Consider the following 16,799-nt stretch of genomic DNA (forward strand, 5'->3'; position numbering starts at 1 on the left):
CTCAGAGCCCCTAGACATCGTCGCCTTGGTAAGCCGTTACCCTACCAACTAGCTAATGTCACGCGAGCCCATCTCTATCCTATAAATATTTAATAGCTAACCGATGCCGGTCAGATATATTATGCGGTGTTAATCTCTCTTTCGAGAGGCTATCCCCCTGATAGAGGTAGGTTGCTCACGCGTTACGCACCCGTGCGCCACTCTCACCGTCTTCGAGCAAGCTCTCCGACGGATCCCGTCCGACTTGCATGTATTAGGCCTGCCGCTAGCGTTCATCCTGAGCCAGGATCAAACTCTCCATTGTAAAATGAAGTTTTTGATTCCAACTATTTACATAATCAGAATTCTTTTTTTTATATCTCTGATCTTGGATCGAATTGAACTAATTCTTGAATTTGTTCATGACTTTCGTTTGTCTACTCGTCACGCTTACATGATTGTGTTTTCTTAAAGAACTTTTCGCGCTTCAACTTCCGTATCCGCTATATTCCGATAGGCATTGCGCCTCTCTTTATCGTTTTGTTTTTCCCTTCGTTTCCGTTGGGACTGCAAAGGTAGAAATCTTTTTTGAACTTCCAAAAACTTTTTAAAGTTTTTTTTCTTTTCCCTTTTTTCGATTTCCGCGTTTAAAATAAACTGAGCGGGATTTTAAATCCTGTCAGGCTTCTCTTAAACCCTTCTTTTTTCATGATTCCCTCTTTCGAAGCAACCGTTCCTCCCTTGCGGAGTGGTGCAAAGATAGGGAGTTTTAACAATCACTTCCAAGCCTTTTGTTCTTATTTATTTCATTTTGTCCCTAACTACCTGTAACGGTGCGAGATTCTTTTTGTAAAACAGGTGATCGGAAGGGCGGAATGGCTGATCCTAATCCGGAATGGGGACAGATAGCGGCATCTGGCAACGAAAACATCCCGAACTGCACCTGCCGGGTCTACTGCCCCACCGACACAGCATAGAAAGGGAGATTGGAAAACGTAAACATAGCTGAACAGAGAACAATATAGTTTAATACGATTGATATATATAGATTGATATATATAATAGAGATAGGATGTGACCGCGAACTGCAGCCGCAGCGGAATAGAGAACCGTATAGTTTAATACCATCGATATATATAACAGAGATGGGACGTGACCGGGAACCGCAACCGCAGCGGAATAGAGGATGGCGGGACCAGTCTAAAGTAAACCTGGATCAATTCTCATTTTAGTATAGCTTTTACTTAGGGTTTAGTTAGGGTTTGTTTAGGTATAGCTTAGGTTATAGCTAAACTAACCCTAACCAAAAGCTAACTAAATACCAATTAAAATCTAGTTTAAAGAAGAACTAAATAAAAGCGAATAAATAGAATCAACAAATAAGATAGTAGCACGCTTCACCTCGGATTTGCCCCAAAGAAACAGAAAACAACAGCGATTTGAAGGAATATAACAGAGATAAGACGCTAAGAAGCCCTTTTAGTCTAAAACAAGAGCTAAACTAACATCCTACAAAACCAAAACTAGGTAAGAAAAGAACAAGAGAGATCAAAGAATCAGAAAACAGAAAAGAAACTGAAACCAGCTAAAGCTGATTCGCAAAAAGAAGGAAATTACTATTTCTCCTCAGCTTTAAAAACCCAAAAACGCTGAAGTGTATAGTTGAAGCCCAAAGAAACGAGCAGCTCAACGACTAGTTTTGAGAACAAAAAGTTTAAATGATATACATCCACCAGAAAATGAATTCCTGTAGACTTCAATGCAATACTACCACAGACGACAATCACAAATTTCCATAGCTGACTCCCTACGGACTTTTGCGTACTACCAAAGGACCAGTATCGATTGATCAAAAAATTAACAACAGCACCAAGGCTACCACTAATAGCATTAGAAAAAGGAGCACTGATATGAAGAAGCTTATAACAAGCAGAGTATACTCCAAAATCAAACAATCCGCCTAAAAAGGCGGAAAGTTGAGCTTTTAAAAAAGTAATAACTTTTGAAGACATCGTTAAATAGCCTCCTCCTGCTGTTTTTTTAGTTTATCCTCTTTGTCTTTTTCATCGCCTAATTTAAGAAGTAGGCGTGTATCATTTGCATTAATTATAAAAAGTGCAATACAGATTACCAGTACACACCAATTAATAGATCCTGGCATTAAAACTTCAAAGAGCATAACCAATGAAATAATCACTCGAATTTCAGTAGGCCCCAAAATTCCGGCGTCTATCGTATACTTATCTGTAATTCTATACCTGAGCTGAGAAATAATCATTGCCCAGCCATATAATGCGACCAATGTAAATCCCAGATACTTAAAATCGCCCACGGTATACAGCACATATCCTAATCCTATAAAAACAGTACTGATCCAATCCATTACAATATCTAGCGCGAAACCGTACCAGCGGCGGGATTTATTGCGGTAGAATGCGATACGCCCATCTAATGAATCACCAAACCATTGTACAAAGAAACCAGGGATTCCTAAAAGTAAATAGCGAATATCAACATATTCAGCCAGTATAAAACTCCCCAATATCATTAAGGAACCTAAAAATCCAATTGCCGTAAGTCCATCCGATGTAATCCAATTGGGGATTCTAGGAACGAGGTACGAGATAAGTTTTTGTTCGGGTTCACTTAAGATATTTGTTCTCTTTCTATCCTGAAAAAGTTTTTTATTTATTTTTAACTCACTCATTATCTGCGATTATAGCCATTTATTTTCTTTATACCAAGCCAATGCCTCCATTAAGCCTTTCTTCAAATCATATTTAGGTTGGTATTGTAGCTGACGCTGAGCCGCCGAGATATCACAGCCCCAGTTTTCAGCTGTAAGTTCATTCAGCCGTTCAGGATATAGTACAGGTATTGCTTTAGAATTTTTATACAAACGTTCAAAAATAACCGCGATAGTCTTCACGACACCCAAAGGAATATGCATACGAATCATTTTCTTTTGGCTAAACTCTTTGAAAAACCTAGCCAACTCATAACGGCCATATACCTGTCCATCACTGAGGTTATACACCTGCTTTCCACCTTGGTCAAAACGACAGGCATGAATGATCGCCTGCACCAAGTCGGCAACATAAATAAAGCTAAGCTTTTGAGGAGAGCGACCAACATAGGCATCCAGGCCTCCATTCATTGTTTTAAAAACAATAAAAATATCCTTTTCACGAGGGCCGTATACCGCAGTAGGGCGCAAAATCGTTAGTGGCTGATCTTTAAAATCATTCAACGCGAGCTCCGCTTTCCGCTTACTACGACCATATGCCGTAACAGGACGATAAGGGTTGCTTTCATCGATAAGGTTAGCATCATAGTTAACAGGACCGATCGCCGCAAGACTACTAACGAAAACAAATCTTTTGATGGGAGTTTTTAAAGAAAAACAAGCTGATGCCAAGTTTTTTGTATAACCAACATTGACCTTTTCGAGATCTTCTTCATGTTTGGCACGAGTCATTGCCGCAGCATGAACAACATAGGTATAGTTTTCCGCTTCCAGTAATTCTCTGATAGACTCTTCATCAGAGAAATCCGGATAAACAAATTTATCTACAACGGAGCGAATTTCTGAAACATCACTTGACTTCCTCACCGCGGCATGAACTTCCATCCCCGCCTCTTTCGCTGCTCTTGTCAAATGATAGCCTACAAAACCACTCGCTCCGGTGATTAATACTTTTTCTATCATAATGATTTTTGATACAAACGATAACGTTTGTACAATTCTCCATTCATTTGTTCAATAGCGTGGTTCATCATGTAATTATGCTCCAACATCCATGAACATTCGGCCCCCTTAATATTAGAATCTTTTGATTCTTTTATAATTCGGCCATACAAACATGCTTCAATACCAAGTTTACGGTAGTCTTCCAATACCCCTAACATGAGTACACGAAGCAAGTTGATTTTTTTCTTTCCAAATAACAATTTAAAAATACCCGTAGGAAGTAGACGCCCTCGCTTCACTTTGATAAGGATCTGATTTATATCAGGTATCCCTAGACCAAAGCCAATAAGCTCACCATCTTTCTCTGCAACGATAGCAAAACGTGGATCGAGAATCATTTTTAAATCTTTGGCCGTATAATTAAATTCGTCCTCTGTCATCGGAACAAAACCCGAATTTTTATCCCATGCTCTATTATAAATGTCACGAACTTTTGCTGCCTCGTTTTTAAAATCCTTCACATTGAATTGACGCAATGTAATGCCAGATCTTTTCAAACGCTCTTCCAGCCTATCCAAAAGCAATACAGAACGCTTATCCGCAGACTTTTCCATAACCAAATAAGCTCTCAAATCCACTTTATGTCCATAGCCTGAATTGGTAATCAAGTCGATGTAATAAGGTGAATTGTAGGGCATCATGGCCACTGGAGGCTTATCAAAACCGTCAACCAATAAACCAACGGTATCATTGGTCGATAAATTGATCGGCCCAACGATCGTATCCCCACCTTTAGCTTTAACCCATTTTTCTGCGGTTTCAAATAACGCGTTTGCGACTTCTTGATCATCTATACAATCGAAAAAACCCCACTGTCCTTCATTCACATGATTAAAGGCATTATGGTTGTTGTTCCAGATGGCACATATACGACCAACAATCTTATCGTTACGATAAGCTAGAAAAGGTTGTGCTTGGGAATGTTTATAAAAGGGATGCTTGTCAGGGGAAAGCAAATCGTTTTGTTCAAGAAATAAGGCAGGTACATAATTAGGATTTCCCTCATAGAGACTATGAGGGAAATCTATAAACAGCCGTCTTTGTTTCTTTGTTTCAACGGGTACAATCTGAATCATACGATTAGATTTTATATTAATGTTTCAACTTCAGCTTGTTTGAATACTTTAACCATCTTCTCAATAGCCTCGTCGATTTGGTCATAAGTATGTGTCGCCATCAATGAAAAACGAATCAAAGACTCTTCCGCAGGAACTGCAGGAGAAACAACTGGATTAACGAATACGCCATCATCTTGAAGCATTTTAGTTACCCAGAACGTTTTTTCATTGCTACGAATAAAGATTGGTAAAATAGGACTTTCCGTAGCACCTAAATCAAACCCATGATCCAGTAATTGTGCTTTGGCATAATCTGTATTTTTCCATAATTTTTCAATATGCTCTGGCTCATTTTGAATAATTTCCAAAGCTTTCAATGTTGAAGCCACCGAAGCTGGAGTCATTGAAGCACTGAACATCACAGACCGCGCATTATGTTTTAAGAAATCAATCACATCTGCATCACCAGCCACAAATCCACCTAAAGAAGCTAACGATTTACTAAATGTACCCATAATCAAGTCTACATCATCATTAAGCCCAAAATGAGAAGCTGTACCAGCTCCTTTGTGCCCAATAACACCTAAACTGTGTGCGTCATCGACCATTACGGCAGCATCAAACTCATTGGCAATCGATGTAAGTTCAGGCAAATTAACAATATCACCCTCCATACTAAAGATACCATCCGTACAAATTAACTTCGCACTATCCTCAGGTAGCCGTGATAACTTAGCACGTAAGTCCTCCATATTGTTATGACCGTATTTGATTACTTTAGAAAAAGACAGACGGCTACCATCAATAATTGACGCGTGGTCACGTTCATCCAACAAAATATAATCATTACGTCCCATTAGACATGACAAAGGCCCTAGATTTGATTGGAATCCTGTACTAAAAAGAATAGCGGATTCTTTACCTACATAAGCAGATAATTTTTCTTCCAGTTCCACGTGAATATCCAACGTACCGTTTAAGAAACGAGATCCAGCACATCCAGTACCATACTTTTCCAAAGCATCTTGCGCTGCTTTTATAATACGTGTATCAGTCGTTAACCCTAAATAAGAGTTAGAACCAAACATCAATACACGTCTACCATCGATTTTTACTTCGGTATCTTGTTTTGATTGAATAGGTCTAAAATAGGCATATAAGCCCTTAGCTTTCAACTCCTCAACAATCTTAAATTGCGATATTTTTTCGCCTAACTTTCCTTTACTCATGCGATAAAAAGGTATTTCTAAAACTATTTCTAACTTTTAGATGTTATTGTAACAAACAAAATTATCGAATTGGACTTTTATATAAAAAACTCGGTCTCCGACTAAAAATCTGCTATATCCACAATGTAAGTTGAAATTCTACGTTGTATAGATTCACAATAATTCCAAAAACGTTGCAAACATACGAAAACATAATCTGACTTTCACTTAAATTTAGTCATATTTTTAACACATCGCCCAAAACTGTTAATTTTATTTTAATACTCCGCTAACATCTGTCCACACAATTCTACTTTAAAATAAGACAATTTTAATAATTATATTTGCGAACTTTAAATTATCCTATAATTAGTTACATTTAGGTTCATTGCAATAGCAATGGTATAGACTTACTAATATACAACAATATATGGCTTTATCTTCAGATATCAATATAAAAAATAAAAAAGCTTCTTTTGAATACCACTTACTGGACAAGTACATTGCAGGAATTCGATTATTGGGTACAGAAATAAAATCAATACGCGAAGGAAAGGCAAATATTAACGATAGTTTCTGTAGTTTTTTTGAGGACGGATTATACATCCGTAACATGCACATTGCCGAATACTCCATGGGATCTTTCTATAACCATGAGGCAAAACGCGACCGTCAACTGCTATTGACAAAAAGAGAATTAAAAAAACTGAAAGAGAAAGGGGAAGAACGTGGTTTTACCATTGTACCCCTACGCATCTTTATCAGTTCACGGGGTTTTGCCAAAGTTGAAATTGCCTTGGCACAGGGTAAAAAAGATTTTGACAAACGAGAAAACATCAAAGAAAAAGATATTAAACGTGAGCTTGATCGCGTGATGAAATTCTAGATTAACGCGCCAGGACAAATGCACCTGGCGTCATTCCTACCCTGCTTTTAAAAAGCCGAACAAAATAGTTGACATCATTAAATCCAGCCCCATAGCAGGACTCCTTTACATTACGGGTGAGTAAAAGCATTTTTTTTGCCTTCTCGATACGCTGTTGGATCACATACTCCATCGGACTAAGTCCAAGTTCACGGTTAAACATCCGCGTAAGGCTTGCTTTGCTCATATGAGCAGTCCGCTCCAATAGACCAATTGAAATTTTCTCTGTAATATGTTTCTGAATAAATTCCTGCACGTGTAACAGCACTTTATTAGGTGACTTCCCAATTTTTAATGCAATCAGCGACTGTGACTGAAGTAGCCGAATCGTAAGCTCTTTAAAAGTCAAATCTGCAAGTACATCTTTCAACGGGTTTTCACTAATAATAATTTGAAACAACTTGTTCACCAGGTCGGCAAGCTCAGTCGAATTGTACAGATGAAAAAAATTCGGATCAAGCCCCCACTGATTGACGTGTTCTTTCGGATAAAACTCATTTAGATAGTCCAAGACTGCTGCTATCTTCTCTTTATGAATCGTTAAAGCGGTACACTGCGTGGGTTGATCGAGGGTCGCTTCTGGAAAATCAATATGCATAGCTACCGATGCAGGCAACACCATCATCTGACCCGGCAGATAGTCAAAAGCCTTTACATTCTCCAAATGCATGATCTTTTTACCCTGGATCATGTTAATCATAACCAAGTCATCAAAACATAAAGGCACATGCTGCGACACCCGATATGTTTCGTAGATATTAAGCTCCAAGCTATCTAACGTAAATGCGCGTCGGTTCTCCACTAATGTGCTAAGCTCGCCCGCGCGCGAAAATGGCAATGTATGAATCAGCGTCCTATCTCCCATAGTGCAACAATTAAATATAATTGGCAGTCAATCAAATATAATAAAAAAATAAATTATGACCGAAAGTCATCTGCCACAATTGTGCTATGTTTTGGATCAATTCTGCTACGCCATTGAATAATTGCTGGCTAACTTTGATAAGAAGGGATTAAAAATAATTAATAATAAACCATATGAGCGCAATCAAAAGACCATCGTTCAAAGAACGATATGACAACTACATTGGAGGTAAATTTGTCGCACCAATTCAAGGAAAATACTTTGATAATATCTCGCCGGTAGACGGAAAAGTGTTTACTCAAGTTGCCCATTCAACAAAAGAAGATCTGGATCTCGCTGTCAACACTGCAGCCAAAGCTTTTGAAACTTGGGGAAAAACCTCCGCTACAGAACGAAGTATTATCCTCAATAAAATTGCTGACCGTATTGAAGCTAATTTAGAATATATCGCAGCCGTTGAAACGATAGATAACGGAAAAGCTGTACGTGAAACACTCAATGCGGATATCCCATTAGCCATCGACCATTTCCGGTATTTTGCTGGTGTAATCCGTGCTGAAGAGGGATCCATAAGCGAACTGGACAGCAATACGGTGTCGCTGATTGTACACGAACCAATCGGGGTTGTTGCACAGATTATTCCATGGAATTTCCCGATTCTGATGGCCGTATGGAAACTAGCTCCGGCCCTTGCTGCAGGGAACACTGTCGTGTTAAAACCCGCTGAAAGTACACCAGCATCTATTCTTGTTCTTATGGAAATCATCGGTGATTTGATTCCTGCCGGAGTGGTCAATATCGTCAACGGTTTCGGCGCAGAGCTTGGTCGTTCCTTGGTCACAAATCCAAAGGTTTCCAAAGCAGCATTCACAGGCTCCACTGCAACAGGACGTTTGGTCATGCAATATGCTACTGAAAATATCATCCCAGTAACCCTAGAATTGGGCGGAAAATCGCCCAATATTTTCTTCAGCTCGGTAATGGATGCAGATGATGCATTTTTGGACAAAGCAGTTGAAGGGGCCGTATTATTCGCGCTCAACCAGGGCGAAATTTGCACCTGCCCATCTCGTCTACTGATCCAGGAGGATATTTATGAAAAATTCATCGCTAAAGTGGTCGATCGGGTTAATCAGATCAAAGTTGGGGATCCATTAGACCCAACAACAATGATGGGTGCTCAGGCATCGAAGATTCAAAAAGATAAGATCATGTCCTATATTAAACTTGGCAAAGAAGAAGGAGCCGAAGTATTGACTGGCGGTGATGAAAACAATGTCGGCGCTGGTTTTGAAGGAGGCTACTACATCAAACCTACTCTATTCAAAGGAGATAATAGCATGCGCATTTTCCAGGAAGAAATCTTCGGCCCTGTGCTGGCAGTGACCACGTTCAAAGATGAACAAGAAGCAATTGCCATCGCCAATGATACCATGTATGGTCTCGGAGCAGGTGTATGGACCCGAGATGCACATCAGCTTTATCAGGTTCCACGTGCCATACAAGCTGGACGTGTATGGGTAAATCAATACCACTCCTACCCAGCTGGCGCTCCATTTGGCGGATACAAACAATCAGGAATTGGACGGGAAAACCATAAAATGATGCTTGCACATTACAGACAGGCTAAGAATATGTTGATTTCCTACAGTAAAGAAAAACTTGGTTTCTTTTAACTGAAGCATACCGGGTATACTTTTCGAACAGCTTGATACCCGAGTCTAGGGGGAGCAAATGCTGCCCCTTCCGCTGAATTTCATATGAACCAACGCTAAAACACATAAACTGATTTCACCATGATTAATAGATTAGACATCACTGAAAAAGCAAGGGAGCTCATTCATGAACTTGAAGCAAAGCATGGTAAATTAATGTTTTATCAGGCCGGAGGCTGTTGCGAGGGTACGCAGCCACAGTGTTTTGAGGAAGGAGGGTATTTTCCGAGGACGAATGACGACATGATAGGCTTAGCCGAAGGATATGAATTTTGGGTGGATCGTGATCTCTTTGAATATTGGAAACATGCACATTTCACCCTCGATGTACTGGATGGGTTTGGTCCCGGAGGATTCTCATTGGAAACTCCACTGGGTAAAACTTTCAAAGTTCATTATCGCCTATTTACAGCCGAAGAGCTTAATGACCTCAGCCCAATCAAACGAAACGAATAAAAAAAAGCATAAAACACCATAGAATCACAACGTTGTAAAGATGACCTATAAAATTCTTGGATCACTCTCTCAAAGAAAAAAGGGGCGCAGACGCGTCCCTTTTTCGATGTTATAATTTTAAAAAATTCTCCCCTGAGTTTCCGCATTCGGAAGCTAAAATTTTATTCGATATCCAAGCCTTCAAGGACTGGAATTGGCTGTTTGTTTTCATCCAGGGCGACAAATGTAAAAACACCCTCAATTGCAAGTTCTCTTCCTTCCTTATACATATGTTCCAGAAATATGTCGACCTTCACCTTCAAGCTGGTCCGACCTACATTCTGAACCCTTGCAATAGCTTCAATAATACTTCCGGAAGGAATTGCCTTATTGAAGTCTATACGGTCCGTCGATACAGTCACCAACGTTTTGCGGCAAAATCGTGTTGCAGCCATAAACGATACTTCGTCCATAATGGACATCGCCTTGCCGCCGAATAGCGTATCGTGATGATTCGTCAAAAACGGAAACACGGTCGTGCAGACGTGTGTTTCTGATAAATCAATACGTTCTTGTAAAGTCATTTATTTTTTATTAAGTGGATTTAAGAGGAGACAAATGTAAACCAATCTAGCTCCAGTTGCGTCATTTTTATTCCATATTTTCGTCGATATCCACTCCTATACCTTTCAATAAAAGCGAAGCATTGAATATTTTACATTCTCCTATCTTCAGCTTATAATCAAACAGCATCTGACCCTCGTCGACACGAATGTCAAAATGGTAATTTTTGATATCTCCCGGAAATTCCTCTTGTAAACTGGACAGCTGTAAGTCATGTGTAGCCACCATACCTTTACCATCCAATCGAACCAGTTTCTTTATGATTGCACGGGAGCCAAGATATTTGTCGACCGAATTTGTCCCACGAAGCATCTCATCGATTAGGAAAAAACTATCGCTATGTGCTGAAACTGTATCCAATATAAATTTCATCCTATTCAATTCAGCTTTAAAGGTCGACGTACTTTCATTCAGATTATCCTTGATTCGCATATAGGATATCAGTTTATAAATCGGGAGCTGAAAAGAAGCCGCTGCAACTGCAGCTCCGGCATATGCCAAAATTGCATTAATACCTACTGTCCGCAGAAACGTACTCTTTCCAGCCATATTTGAACCTGTCACCAAAGCAACACGATGATCTATACTACTGTAATCATTGGCCACCACCTGATTGCTTGGAATCAATGGGTGATATAACCCTTGCGCTTCAATCTTATTTTCCAATGGGTTATCCAAAATTACTGGATAAATGTACGACGAATGGTTTCTCTTCCAAATAGCAAGGCTAGTTACAGCCTCAACCTTAGCTAAGGTATCGAATGAATTTAGAATCTCGTGTTCGTATTTATTCTTCCAGTCAACAATAGCCAATACTTGTCTAAAATCCCAAAGCAGAAACAGGTTTAGAAATATCCCGACAAAGACATTATTCCGGGCGTCCAAATTGTTAATAAGACCAGCGAGTTTTTTAAAGGCAAGGGAAATGGATTCTGTACCCTGGTTTTGTTTAAGCTCTCCCGCGATCTCCTGCATAGCAATAGAATTCCATGCGTGGTCTTCAATAGATTGAATTGCGTCTGCATATGATCCCAGCACGCCACCTATCTTGTCTATTCGAGAGGAGAACATGCTAACACTTCCCGCTTTGGCCAAGGCCCAAAGAATATGAAATAGCCCAATCAATGTTGCCACCCCAGCCAATTTTGGCACAAAAAAGCTGCCCGCTAAAGCGACCAAAAATAAAACAGGCCCTACTTTGATATAGACTCGCATGAAGGCATTTCCGAACTGAAAATTTCGGTCTTGAAAGTAATTTATCAAAAATGCTTTGATATCCAATTTATGGTTCAGATTTGCCAAAAGCTTTGCCTGAAAATCCCATATCCATTCCGATTCATTTTCAAGTTCCTGGGAAGCTTCTTGATTGCGTTGAATTTGATGGCTTTGGAGAGGTGCATCAAGCCAAGAAGCCAAAAGATCAATTCCCTGTTTGGTAGTTGCCCGATTTATCTGCGCAAATAAGGAGTATGTCCCAAAGACATCCATATCGGAGCTATAAGGATGAGCTCCATTTTCAAAATGCTGGCCATGATCATACATATTTAATTTTCCGTCTGCCAGGGCCTGTTCATTTGCCAAAACTTTCAGATAGGCTTCAAAATAGTTCTTCTGAAGCTCTAGCTGGCTCTGCTTCCGCACGAGATAGGCGAATAGGAACAATAATGCAAAAAAACAGAAAAAGACCAACGGAAGGCTTTCCAGTTGAAAGGTATAAAATAATAACGCTCCGCCACCGAGTATCACAAATAGCCGCGACAAGCTGAGCGTGTTGACTTGTTTATTTAATTTGAGGACAGTTGAAGCGATTTCGCGATGCTTCTGGTCATATAATATTGCAGTTGGGTTCATAAGGTGAATATTTATTCTTTCACGTTCATTTCAATTTAATCATGGATGTTTTGGTGTCGCTCAAAGACCTTGGGGGAAGTCGTTTAAGCTGGTTGAATGGATATCCTACCAGGCCTGATCACCCACCAAAGGCACAAAACGAAAAGTATCCAATTCGATACGGTCAAAATCATTTTCACCCACACGAATGATCGTCATCATCTTTTGCGATTTTTCGTCTCCTACAGGGATCACAAAAATTCCGCCCATTTTCAGCTGCTTTAACATAACCTCTGGCACGAATGGCGCACCCGCAGTTACAATAATCTTGTCATAAGGAGCGTGCTCTTCAATTCCCTTGGAGCCATCGCCCAAAAAGAAATTCGGTTTATAGCCCATGTAAGGCAACACTTGAATGGTTCGTTGATATAGGTTTTCCTGACGTTCGATGGTATACACCTCTGCGCCAAGTTCCAATAAGATACAGGTTTGGTATCCGGATCCGGTGCCAATTTCCAGTACTTTATCTCCTTTTTTGACGTGAAGCAGTTCAGATTGATAGGCGACGGTATACGGCTGTGAAATTGTTTGCCCGTCACCTATTGGAAAAGCAATATCCCGATAGGCCTGATTCCAAAATGTTTCATCAAAAAAATAGTGTCGTGGTACCTTGCCAATGGCATCTAATACTTTCTGATCCGCAATCCCCCGGCTTTTAAGATGTTCAACCAATTTCTTACGAGCACCTTTCTCTCGATAATTATCAATAAACTTGTACGCCATGATGTTTCAAATTTACCTTTTAAAAGGCACATTAAGCAGAATTAATCACAAATAATTCAATACCAACACAGTACACATTTTCAAGTCAATTTGCTTTATTTTCCAAATCATCTGTCCTTATGCCCAATCTACGCTGACCTCTTGAATTTGGGACCGAACAAAACGATAAGCGCATATGGTTTAACTTTACCTAAAACGCAAGTCTTTAAAAGCTATATGGGTAATAGCTGTCGCTAATATGGATCTACATCGACCTGAACGCGTACACCAGCATTGGTTTTATCTATTTCAAAATCCAGGAGAACCGAACGGATCAATTCCTTGACCTTTGCAATACTAATATTTGTGCGTTCAATCTTCAAGGTAATCGTCTGGATAAAATTATTCCGCACGCGTGAAACTAAAGGCGGTTCCGGACCCAATACCCTTGCACCCAATTGTTGACGCAGCGCCGAGGCAAAACGATTGGCCGAATCATAACATTTCTGAAAATCCGTATGTTTAATATCAATCCGAATAAGCCGGTAGAAAGGAGGATAAAGATAGTTTTTTCGTTCTGTAATTTCCGTCATAAACATGCCTTCATAATCGTTATTGACCACCTGTTCTAACACCCGATGATGCGTGGTGTAGCTTTGGATGATCACTTTTCCTCCGGCTTCACGCCGACCTGCGCGTCCTGCTACCTGGGAAAATAACGAAAAAGATCGTTCATAGGAACGGAAATCCGGAAAGTTAATGATTGTATCTGCATTGACAACACCGATGAGGCTTACTCGTCCGAAATCGAGCCCCTTAGCGACCATTTGCGTTCCAATAAGAACATCAAATTCATGCTCATCAAAAGCCGTGATAATTTTGTCGAAACCGTATTTACCTTTTGTGGAATCCAGATCCAACCGACCGATGCGAATTTCGGGCATCAGGATTTCAAGTTCTTCCTCTACCCGTTCTGTACCGAACCCTTTACTTTCGATATGCGGCATTCCACAGGCCGGACAAACACGAAGTGGAGGCTCTACATGACCACAATAGTGGCAATGCATCATATTAGAACTCTTGTGATAGGTTAAGCTGACATCACAATTGACACATTTTGCAACGAATCCACAGGTATTACACTGGATCATTGTCGTGTGCCCACGTCTATTTTGAAATAATATAACCTGCTCTTTATTTTTTACGGCTTCTTCAATTGCCTTTAACAAGGTGCCAGAAAAATAGGAAAACATATTTTCTTTTCTTCCTTCTTCGGGAATATTCACCAACTCAATACTTGGCAATTGTGCGTTGCCATAACGCTCAAGCAGTTCAACAAAACCATACTTCTTAGCCTTGGCATTGTAATAACTTTCCAAAGAAGGCGTCGCTGATCCCAATAACACTTTGGTCTGATGTAGAAACCCGAGGTAAATAGCCGTATCGCGGGCATGGTAACGTGGGGCTGGATCAAACTGTTTGTAGGAGCTTTCATGCTCTTCATCAACGATGATAATCCCTAAATCCTGAAAGGGCAGAAAAACTGAAGAACGGGCCCCAATCACGACCTGAAATTCATTTTTCATCACTTTATGCCATACCTCGGCACGTTCATTATCATTAAACTTGGAGTGGTACACCCCCAATTTATCGCCGAAATGCAGCTTTAAACGCGCCGTAATCTGTGCTGTCAGCGCAATCTCAGGCAGTAGATAGAGGGCTGATTTCCCCGCAGCGATTGCTTGTTCGATAAGTCGTATATAAATCTGTGTTTTTCCCGAAGCAGTAACACCATGTAACAGGGTAACTTCCTTCTCTTCAAACGACTCTTGTATTTCAGTATAGGCCCTTTGCTGGTTTTCATTAAATTGAAAATTGGCATCCAGTTCAATATCTTCCCCCTGGAACCGGGAAACAACCTTTTCCTTTATTTCAAAAACACCTTTGTCAATCAAAGCCGTAATAGCACCGTTACCACAGCCCGAGGCCTCAGCCAACATGGGCCGCGTGATCTCCTCGGTTTTTTTGACCAGCTGCATAAATGCCAATACCGCATCTTGTTGTTTTGGCGCACGGTTTAAGCTATCCAACAATTCTCTTTTTGCATCTTCATTTCTAAAGTCGGGCGCAAAACGTAAAAATGCTTTGGTCTTGGGTTTATATCTTTCTGTAATCTCTTCAGAAATCAAAACAATTCCTTTGTCAAATAATTGCTTCAATATGGGGAAGACTGTTTTTTGTCCCAGCAATTTCACAATATCATTGACTTTAAGTTCTCCCGCCACCTCCAAAGCCTCGATGATAAGATACTCTTTATCTGAAAGTGTAGAACGGTCAAAATCTGCCGCAATCGATGAAACGACTTTGGTCTCACTGGCCAGCTTCAATGCCGAAGGTAGCGCAGCCTGCATGACTTCGCCCAAACTACACATGTAATAATCGGCTAGCCAATCCCAAAGTTTAAATTGAGCCAAATTAACAATGGGTTTGTCATCAATGATGTCCAAAATATACTTTGCTTCATAGTGCTTTGGTGCCTCCTGACTAATTGACTTCACAACCGCAGAATAGATCTTATTCTTCCCAAATTGCACAATGACACGTACACCGACCTGCACACGATCATTCCAGTCAACCGGAATACGATAGGTATATGTTCTTGCCAATGCTAGTGGTAGGACCACATCAACAAACAGCGTATCTCTTTCACTAAAAATCGTAGATTGTGGATTGGACATAAATTCAAATTATGGTATAAAAGTACAAAAAAACCTCCAGGAAAAGAGTTCAAGCGACCCCGGAGATACATAAAACCGACAACAACCATACGGCCTAAAAGCGATATCGGAGTGAAAAAACCAAGAGATCACAGGTCAATCAATTGCAACCTAAAAAAGCCTTCCTGAAATCTATTCAAGAAGGCTCCGTTATGATTAGATACGAATATGATTTCGTATGAACATAGGCAATTAAATAGGATTACGATTTATTTTTTAGCGCAGCAATAAATAAAGCAACCCAGCCAACGATTAACGACAATCCTCCCAAAGGGGTGATAGGTCCTAAAATAGACGGATTTCCAAAGCCGGTTATTTCGCGCACGCTTAAGACATATAACGATCCCGAGAAAAAAAGTATACCAATGAGGAAAGCTATAAATGATACTTTAATGGAGTACGTCTTTGCTCGCGAAAAAGTAGATAAAAATAACAGGGCGAAGGTATGATAGAAATGATACTGATTTGCAGTTTTCCAAGTTTCAATATGATATGTACTTACCTTTCCTTCTAGACCATGAGCACCAAAGGCGCCTAATATTACAGCTAATGCTCCCAACAACGAAGCGGCTAAAATGATTTTCTTATTCATTATGTTAAAGTGAATGCTGAAAATGAGTTTCTAGCGATAAATGTATTAAAAACAGAGCAAAATAAGGAATTTTTTGTTAAATTTATATTACAAAGGCGCATTATAGGAACGATTTTCTATCTCTTCCCATATATTTTTATTAGGTTTGTTTTACGTATGAATCATCATGAGCATCGTGCAGCTCACCGAAATCTTGAACGAGGTGCAAGATTTGTATATCCTTGATAAACATCTGCCGCATGATGGCTTCATCACTATTAAAAAAACAAGTTTAGTGT

At 39.9% G+C, this 16,799-nt stretch carries 14 protein-coding genes and 1 rRNA gene; 3 read left to right on the plus strand and 12 right to left on the minus strand.

Features of this window, described 5'->3' with window-relative positions:
- The 6 genes from M2419_RS25465 to spt all read right to left on the minus strand — a co-directional run.
- A 16S ribosomal RNA gene (locus tag M2419_RS25465) occupies positions 1 to 304 on the minus strand; the annotation flags it as partial.
- Between the two features lie 1,291 nt (positions 305 to 1,595).
- Positions 1,596 to 1,991, minus strand: coding sequence for a GtrA family protein (locus M2419_RS25470; protein WP_159727189.1), 396 nt, complete (start codon positions 1,989 to 1,991; stop codon positions 1,596 to 1,598).
- 2 nt (positions 1,992 to 1,993) lie between these two features.
- Positions 1,994 to 2,686 carry a CDP-alcohol phosphatidyltransferase family protein gene (locus M2419_RS25475; RefSeq protein WP_153845640.1) on the minus strand — a complete coding sequence of 231 codons (693 nt, stop codon included), beginning with the start codon at positions 2,684 to 2,686 and terminating at the stop codon, positions 1,994 to 1,996.
- A 9-nt stretch (positions 2,687 to 2,695) separates the two neighbouring features.
- A complete protein-coding gene (locus tag M2419_RS25480) occupies positions 2,696 to 3,688 on the minus strand; it encodes an NAD(P)-dependent oxidoreductase (protein ID WP_182330767.1) in 993 nt (330 codons plus the stop codon).
- Entirely contained in the window at positions 3,685 to 4,806 is a 1,122-nt protein-coding gene (locus tag M2419_RS25485) for a hypothetical protein (RefSeq protein WP_182330766.1), read from the minus strand. Before M2419_RS25485 ends, M2419_RS25480 begins: the two co-directional genes overlap by 4 nt.
- A gap of 11 nt (positions 4,807 to 4,817) precedes the next feature.
- A complete protein-coding gene (gene spt, locus M2419_RS25490; RefSeq protein WP_153845643.1) occupies positions 4,818 to 6,017 on the minus strand; it encodes a serine palmitoyltransferase in 1,200 nt (399 codons plus the stop codon).
- Positions 6,018 to 6,426: 409 nt separating this feature from the next.
- Here spt and smpB point away from each other — a divergent pair, with 409 nt between their 5' ends.
- Positions 6,427 to 6,882 carry an SsrA-binding protein SmpB gene (smpB, locus tag M2419_RS25495; protein WP_120333714.1) on the plus strand — a complete coding sequence of 152 codons (456 nt, stop codon included), beginning with the start codon at positions 6,427 to 6,429 and terminating at the stop codon, positions 6,880 to 6,882.
- A 1-nt stretch (position 6,883) separates the two neighbouring features.
- On the opposite strand, the gene M2419_RS25500 is transcribed toward smpB, so the two are convergent.
- Complete coding sequence (locus M2419_RS25500; protein WP_259255872.1) at positions 6,884 to 7,786, minus strand: AraC family transcriptional regulator; 903 nt, start codon at positions 7,784 to 7,786, stop codon at positions 6,884 to 6,886.
- Positions 7,787 to 7,959: 173 nt separating this feature from the next.
- Between M2419_RS25500 and M2419_RS25505 the strand changes: the two genes are divergently transcribed.
- On the plus strand, positions 7,960 to 9,462 hold the full coding sequence (locus tag M2419_RS25505; RefSeq protein ID WP_153845645.1) for an aldehyde dehydrogenase family protein: 1,503 nt from the start codon (positions 7,960 to 7,962) through the stop codon (positions 9,460 to 9,462).
- A 120-nt stretch (positions 9,463 to 9,582) separates the two neighbouring features.
- Positions 9,583 to 9,957 (plus strand): DUF779 domain-containing protein, encoded by a 375-nt coding sequence (locus M2419_RS25510; RefSeq protein ID WP_153845646.1) that lies wholly within the window; start codon positions 9,583 to 9,585, stop codon positions 9,955 to 9,957.
- 161 nt (positions 9,958 to 10,118) lie between these two features.
- Here the strand turns inward: M2419_RS25510 and M2419_RS25515 are convergent, their stop codons facing one another.
- The 5 genes from M2419_RS25515 to M2419_RS25535 all read right to left on the minus strand — a co-directional run bounded on the left by M2419_RS25515 (position 10,119) and on the right by M2419_RS25535 (position 16,521).
- On the minus strand, positions 10,119 to 10,520 hold the full coding sequence (locus tag M2419_RS25515; RefSeq protein ID WP_075994203.1) for an acyl-CoA thioesterase: 402 nt from the start codon (positions 10,518 to 10,520) through the stop codon (positions 10,119 to 10,121).
- Between the two features lie 67 nt (positions 10,521 to 10,587).
- Complete coding sequence (locus M2419_RS25520; protein WP_182330764.1) at positions 10,588 to 12,411, minus strand: MutS-related protein; 1,824 nt, start codon at positions 12,409 to 12,411, stop codon at positions 10,588 to 10,590.
- A gap of 105 nt (positions 12,412 to 12,516) precedes the next feature.
- Positions 12,517 to 13,173, minus strand: a complete 657-nt coding sequence (locus M2419_RS25525; protein ID WP_046672736.1) for a protein-L-isoaspartate(D-aspartate) O-methyltransferase — start codon at positions 13,171 to 13,173, stop codon at positions 12,517 to 12,519.
- Positions 13,174 to 13,406: 233 nt separating this feature from the next.
- A complete protein-coding gene (priA, locus tag M2419_RS25530; protein WP_182330763.1) occupies positions 13,407 to 15,890 on the minus strand; it encodes a primosomal protein N' in 2,484 nt (827 codons plus the stop codon).
- Positions 15,891 to 16,131: 241 nt separating this feature from the next.
- A complete protein-coding gene (locus M2419_RS25535; protein WP_046672738.1) occupies positions 16,132 to 16,521 on the minus strand; it encodes a DUF423 domain-containing protein in 390 nt (129 codons plus the stop codon).
- Positions 16,522 to 16,799: the final 278 nt, after the last annotated feature.

This window comes from Sphingobacterium sp. BIGb0116 (assembly GCF_024808035.1).
GTDB lineage: Bacteria > Bacteroidota > Bacteroidia > Sphingobacteriales > Sphingobacteriaceae > Sphingobacterium > Sphingobacterium paramultivorum.

Excerpts from the sequence above, each read along its gene's own strand:
- M2419_RS25470 (WP_159727189.1), bottom strand. The coding sequence starts at position 1,991 with ATGTCTTCAAAAGTTATTACTTTTTTAAAAGCTCAACTTTCCGCCTTT.
- M2419_RS25475 (WP_153845640.1), bottom strand. The coding sequence starts at position 2,686 with ATGAGTGAGTTAAAAATAAATAAAAAACTTTTTCAGGATAGAAAGAGA.
- M2419_RS25480 (WP_182330767.1), bottom strand. The coding sequence starts at position 3,688 with ATGATAGAAAAAGTATTAATCACCGGAGCGAGTGGTTTTGTAGGCTAT.
- M2419_RS25485 (WP_182330766.1), bottom strand. The coding sequence starts at position 4,806 with ATGATTCAGATTGTACCCGTTGAAACAAAGAAACAAAGACGGCTGTTT.
- spt (WP_153845643.1), bottom strand. The coding sequence starts at position 6,017 with ATGAGTAAAGGAAAGTTAGGCGAAAAAATATCGCAATTTAAGATTGTT.
- smpB (WP_120333714.1), top strand. The coding sequence starts at position 6,427 with ATGGCTTTATCTTCAGATATCAATATAAAAAATAAAAAAGCTTCTTTT.
- M2419_RS25500 (WP_259255872.1), bottom strand. The coding sequence starts at position 7,786 with ATGGGAGATAGGACGCTGATTCATACATTGCCATTTTCGCGCGCGGGC.
- M2419_RS25505 (WP_153845645.1), top strand. The coding sequence starts at position 7,960 with ATGAGCGCAATCAAAAGACCATCGTTCAAAGAACGATATGACAACTAC.
- M2419_RS25510 (WP_153845646.1), top strand. The coding sequence starts at position 9,583 with ATGATTAATAGATTAGACATCACTGAAAAAGCAAGGGAGCTCATTCAT.
- M2419_RS25515 (WP_075994203.1), bottom strand. The coding sequence starts at position 10,520 with ATGACTTTACAAGAACGTATTGATTTATCAGAAACACACGTCTGCACG.
- M2419_RS25520 (WP_182330764.1), bottom strand. The coding sequence starts at position 12,411 with ATGAACCCAACTGCAATATTATATGACCAGAAGCATCGCGAAATCGCT.
- M2419_RS25525 (WP_046672736.1), bottom strand. The coding sequence starts at position 13,173 with ATGGCGTACAAGTTTATTGATAATTATCGAGAGAAAGGTGCTCGTAAG.
- priA (WP_182330763.1), bottom strand. The coding sequence starts at position 15,890 with ATGTCCAATCCACAATCTACGATTTTTAGTGAAAGAGATACGCTGTTT.
- M2419_RS25535 (WP_046672738.1), bottom strand. The coding sequence starts at position 16,521 with ATGAATAAGAAAATCATTTTAGCCGCTTCGTTGTTGGGAGCATTAGCT.